Genomic DNA, 367 nt, shown 5'->3' on the forward strand with positions numbered 1-367 from the left:
CGGCCGAGACCGAGTTCGCCGTGACCCGTTCCTCGACCAACGCCTCGGGTGCGGTGGTCTCGGGCGGCACCATCGTCAACCAGGCGACCTTCGACGCGCAATTTCCCACGGCCGGGGTGGTGGTGCGCTTCACCGATGCGACCAACTACGAGGTCTACGCCCAGCCGCTCGGGCCTGGCAGCCCGGTGCTGAGCACGGGTACCGCAGCGGGCCCCTATCCGTCGACCTTCAACGTCTATGGGGTCGACTTCAGCATTTCCGCCCCGGCCAACGCGGCGGGCGGCGATGAGTTCGGCGTGCAGCCGCAGTTCCAGGAGCAGCGCAGCATCCTCGACACCATCGCGCGTCTGCGCCAGACCCTGGAGTC

Annotated in this window: 1 protein-coding gene; it reads left to right on the forward strand. The window is 68.7% G+C overall.

Annotated features, from left to right (window positions below; all coding sequences use genetic code 11):
- A partial coding sequence (locus J0A65_RS26440; RefSeq protein ID WP_206597154.1) for a hypothetical protein occupies nt 1-367 on the forward strand: 367 nt, incomplete at both ends.

Origin of the sequence: Bowmanella yangjiangensis (assembly GCF_017255015.1) — a bacterium.
GTDB classification, from domain to species: Bacteria; Pseudomonadota; Gammaproteobacteria; order Enterobacterales; family Alteromonadaceae; genus Bowmanella; species Bowmanella yangjiangensis.